This is a genomic window from Kocuria oxytropis, from assembly GCF_040981195.1.
GTDB classification, from domain to species: Bacteria; Actinomycetota; Actinomycetes; order Actinomycetales; family Micrococcaceae; genus Kocuria; species Kocuria oxytropis.
Genome location: NZ_JAVFXA010000048.1, coordinates 1 through 1,542 on the forward strand (window position 1 = coordinate 1; position 1,542 = coordinate 1,542).

Here is a 1,542-nt window from a genome sequence, read left to right on the forward strand (position 1 = left end):
ACTAGACGGTATGTAGTGACCGCCCGGGTGCGCTGGGGGGTTGCGGGCCGGGGCCTCACTCACTGATCTTCGTGGGTTACCGGACAAGTACTCCCTTGCCCGGCCTATCCGACAGCAGTGGGAGGCCCCGGTGTTTACAGAGCGTACGAGCGTAGGCCTGGATGTGCACGCCCGATCGGTCGCAGCCGCGGCGATCGACGGCGTCACCGGCGAACTCGTCCAGACCAGACTGACCCCCGACCACGGCCACATCCGGTCCTGGATCCAGGACCTGCCCGGCCCGGTGGCGGTGACCTACGAGGCCGGCCCGACCGGCTTCGGCCTGTCCCGGGCCCTGGAAGCCGACGGCATCCGGTGCGTGGTCGCGGCCCCGTCGAAGCTGCAACGCCCCTCCGGGGACCGGATCAAGACCGATGCCCGCGATGCGGTGCACCTGGCCCGGCTGCTGCGCCTGGACGAGATCACCGCGGTGACGGTTCCCGGCGTGGAGCAAGAAGCCGCCCGGGATCTGGTGCGGGCCAGGGAGGACTGCCGCGGGGATCTGATGCGAGCCAGGCACCGGGTCTCGAAGCTGCTGCTGCGCCACGGGATCGTCTACACCGACGGGGCGGCCTGGACCGGTGCCCATCACGCCTGGCTGGCCCGCCAACACCTTCCCAACCCGGCGACCCGGATCGCCTTCGACGCCGAGCACGAGACCGTGCTGGCCACCCTGGCCCGCCGGGATCGTTTGGATGCGGCGATCACGGCGATGGCCGCTGACTCCGAGTTCACCGCCGTGGTGCGCCGGGTCTGCTGCCTGCGCGGGATATCGACCCTCACCGGGTTCGGACTGGCCGTCGAGATCGGCGACTGGCACCGGTTCACCGGCAACACCATCGGCGCCTTCCTCGGGCTGGTGCCCTCCGAGCACTCCTCCGGTGCCAGCAGAGCACAGGGGCCGATCACCAAGACCGGCAACACCCACGCCCGCCGGCTGCTGGTCGAGGCCGCCTGGCACCACCGGCCCGCCTACCGGATCGGGGCCACCATGCGCGCCCGCTGGGACCAAGCACCCGCGGCGGCCCGGGCCCGCGGGGACGCCGGAAACCGCCGGTTGCACGAACGCTGGGTGCGGATGCTCGAGCGCAAGAAGCGACCCACCGTCGCCACCGTGGCCATCGCCCGAGAACTGGCCGGGTGGTGCTGGTCCTTGGCCGTCATGGACGAGGTGAGGGACGAGGTCGCCGCCGGATAGGCCCCACCCCACGAGCCGGCCCACCGGTGGTCCCGGGAGGCAGCGCGTGGAGCGATCCGCGGAACAACTATGAGCAGCACCGCGACCTCGTTGCCGTGGTGTGACGCTCGATCCTAGACAAGCGGTCCGCTCCAGCCGAACACCGTCCTGCGGTAGCCAACCCGCGCATATCAGTCTGACCGCGCGTCGCCATCGACACGCTCCCCGGTCAGCACCGGCTGGGCCAACAAGAGGCGCCGTCCGGAAGCCATCCGGACGGCGCCTCGCCCTGCCCTCTTGACAGGAATCCCCTACATATCAGTTGT

General features: G+C 70.6%; 1 protein-coding gene. It reads left to right on the plus strand.

Annotation, left to right across the window (positions count from 1 at the left end; all coding sequences use genetic code 11):
• Positions 1-130: 130 nt before the first annotated feature.
• Positions 131-1,237, plus strand: coding sequence for an IS110 family RNA-guided transposase (locus QYM41_RS17490; protein ID WP_438612614.1), 1,107 nt, complete (start codon positions 131-133; stop codon positions 1,235-1,237).
• The last annotated feature ends 305 nt before the right edge of the window (positions 1,238-1,542 follow it).